Source organism: Clostridium sp. HV4-5-A1G, from assembly GCF_900184915.1.
In the GTDB taxonomy this organism is placed as follows: Bacteria; Bacillota; Clostridia; order Clostridiales; family Clostridiaceae; genus Clostridium_B; species Clostridium_B aromativorans.
In genome coordinates, this window is sequence record NZ_FXYI02000290.1 from 1 (window position 1) to 2,606 (window position 2,606).

At 31.0% G+C, this 2,606-nt stretch carries 4 protein-coding genes; all 4 read left to right on the forward strand.

Features of this window, described 5'->3' with window-relative positions:
• On the forward strand, positions 1-186 hold a 186-nt coding region (yidD, locus tag J5G60_RS17835), incomplete at its 5' end, for a membrane protein insertion efficiency factor YidD (protein ID WP_150359027.1).
• Positions 187-206: 20 nt separating this feature from the next.
• Complete coding sequence (locus J5G60_RS17840) at positions 207-869, forward strand: membrane protein insertase YidC (protein ID WP_150359026.1); 663 nt, start codon at positions 207-209, stop codon at positions 867-869.
• Between the two features lie 16 nt (positions 870-885).
• On the forward strand, positions 886-1,512 hold the full coding sequence (jag, locus tag J5G60_RS17845; protein ID WP_150359025.1) for an RNA-binding cell elongation regulator Jag/EloR: 627 nt from the start codon (positions 886-888) through the stop codon (positions 1,510-1,512).
• Positions 1,513-1,605: 93 nt separating this feature from the next.
• Positions 1,606-2,606, forward strand: a 1,001-nt coding sequence (gene mnmE, locus J5G60_RS17850) for a tRNA uridine-5-carboxymethylaminomethyl(34) synthesis GTPase MnmE (protein WP_207876606.1), incomplete at its 3' end; no start/stop codon positions are given.

Consider the following 2,606-nt stretch of genomic DNA (forward strand, 5'->3'; position numbering starts at 1 on the left):
ATTAAATTATATAGAAAATATATATCACCTCTAAAAAGACCATGTTGCAGATTTTATCCTACTTGTTCACAATATGCATTGGAAGCATTACAAAAATATGGTATTATAAAAGGTGGATTTATGTCTATAAAAAGAATATTGAGATGTAATCCATTTTGCAAAGGTGGATATGATCCGGTTAAATAAATTTCAGGAGGTTTAATATTTTGCAGTATTTAAATGATGCTTTTGTTCGATTTTTTAATTTCTTACATAATAGTGTAATTTCGTTTATACCTAATCCAAATGTTTCTTATGGTATAGCAATAATTTTAATGACTATAATAATTAGGATTATAATACTTCCATTGGGAATAAAACAATTGAGGTCTTCGTTTGCTATGAATGAAATTCAACCGGAAGTTAAAAAACTGCAGGAAAAGTATAAAAAAGATCCACAAAGAGCACAGCAGGAAATGATGAAGTTGTACAAAGAAAAAGGAGCGAGCCCTTTTAGTGGATGTTTACCGCTTCTTATTCAGTGGCCTATTTTAATAGCTCTCTACTATGTTTTTAATAATTTATCTGGCATAAATGGTGTTAGTTTTTTATGGATGAAGGATTTAGCTAAAACAGATATGCTTCTTGCTATTATATCGGGAGCAACTACTTATTTATCAGGAGTTTTGGTGATGCCTTCTACCGGGGAACAAGCTAAACAGAGTAAAATGATGAATATTGGAATGTCTGTATTTATGGTGTACATGAGTATGAGATTTAAATCGGCATTGGTATTGTATTGGGTTGTTAGTAATTTAATTCAAATAGCACAAACTGTAGTTATTAAAAAAATTGAGATGGGTAAAAAAACTAAAACTAGTAAGGCCTAGGGGGTGGCTATGTGGCATGAAGGTTATAGAGACTACAGGAAAAACCGTTGAAGAGGCACTTAAAAATGCATTGCAGGAATTGAAAGTTGAAAAGGATAAAGTGGAAGTTGAGGTATTAGATGAAGGAAATAAAGGGTTTTTAAATTTTATAGGGGTACGACCAGCTAAAATAAAGGTTAAAGTAAAAAGGGATTACATATATGAGGCAAAAGTATTTTTGAAAAGTATCTTAGATAAAATGAAAGTAGAGGCAGAAATAAAAATAAAGGAAGAGAATAATGTAATAAAAATATATTTAACCGGTTCAGATATGGGAATACTCATAGGTTATAGAGGAGAGACTTTGGATGCAATTCAGTATCTTTTAAGCCTTGTGATAAATAAAAATCATGAAATGGAATATAAAAGAGTAATTTTAGATACTGAAAATTACAGGGCAAAAAGAGAGGAGACTTTGAGGAGGCTTGCTAGAAGAGTGGCCGAAAAAGTTAGAAGGACAGGTAGAATAGTTAAGTTGGAACCGATGAACCCTTATGAAAGAAGAGTAATTCATTCTGCTCTCCAAAATGATTTTTATGTAAATACCTATAGTGAGGGTCAAGAGCCTTTTAGAAGAGTTGTAGTGGATTTGAAGAAAGCCTAGAGGCTTTCTTTTTTACATATTAAGAGAATTGTGAATGAAGAGACTATATATTAGTATTTTATCAAGTGATTAGAATTAAGAGGAAGTGAAATAATGGAAAGAGTTAATACAATAGCTGCAATAGCTACAGCTTTAGGTGAAAGTGGAATATCAATTGTAAGAGTTTCGGGAAAAAATTCTCTTGAAATAGTAAATAAAATATTTAGGGGAAAAAATAATAGAACATTGTTAGATATAAGATCGTACTCAATGAGATATGGCTTTATAGTGGAAGAGAAAACTGGAGAATTATTGGATGAAGTTTTGGTAAGTTTTATGAAAGCCCCTAAAAGTTACACAGCTGAAAATACAGTTGAAATAAATTGTCATGGTGGAATTCTAGCTGCTAAGAAAGTACTTGAAGAAGTTATAAAATCTGGAGCTAGAATGGCAGAACCAGGGGAGTTTACTAAAAGAGCATTTTTAAATGGAAGGATTGATTTAAGTCAGGCTGAGGCAATAATTGATATAATCAATTCAAAAACTGAAATTTCTATGAAAACTGCAGTTCAACAGTCTAAGGGGAAAATTTCCAAAGAAGTTAATTTGTTAAGAGAAGATCTTTTGGAAATAATTGCATCAATTGAGGCTACTGTTGACTACCCAGAAGCTGATTTAGAGGAAATAACATCTGATGAAGTTTCTTTAAAGTTAAAGAAAATATTAAACAGAATGGATTATATGTTGAGTAATGCGGAAGAAGGCAAAATAATTAGGGAAGGATTGAGCATAGTAATTGTTGGAAAGCCGAATGTAGGCAAATCTTCTCTTTTAAATTCGCTGATAATGGAAAATAGGGCTATAGTTACTGATGTACCAGGTACTACAAGAGATGTTATAGAAGAATATATGAATATAGATGGAATACCTGTGAAGATAATTGATACAGCTGGAATCAGAAAAACCGATAATTTAGTAGAAAAGATTGGAGTTAAAAAATCCAAGGAGAGAATTGATAGTTCGGATTTAATTATATTGATGTTGGATTCAAGCAAAGAATTGGATGATGAAGACGAAGAAATAATAAATTATATAAATGATAAAAAATATATAAT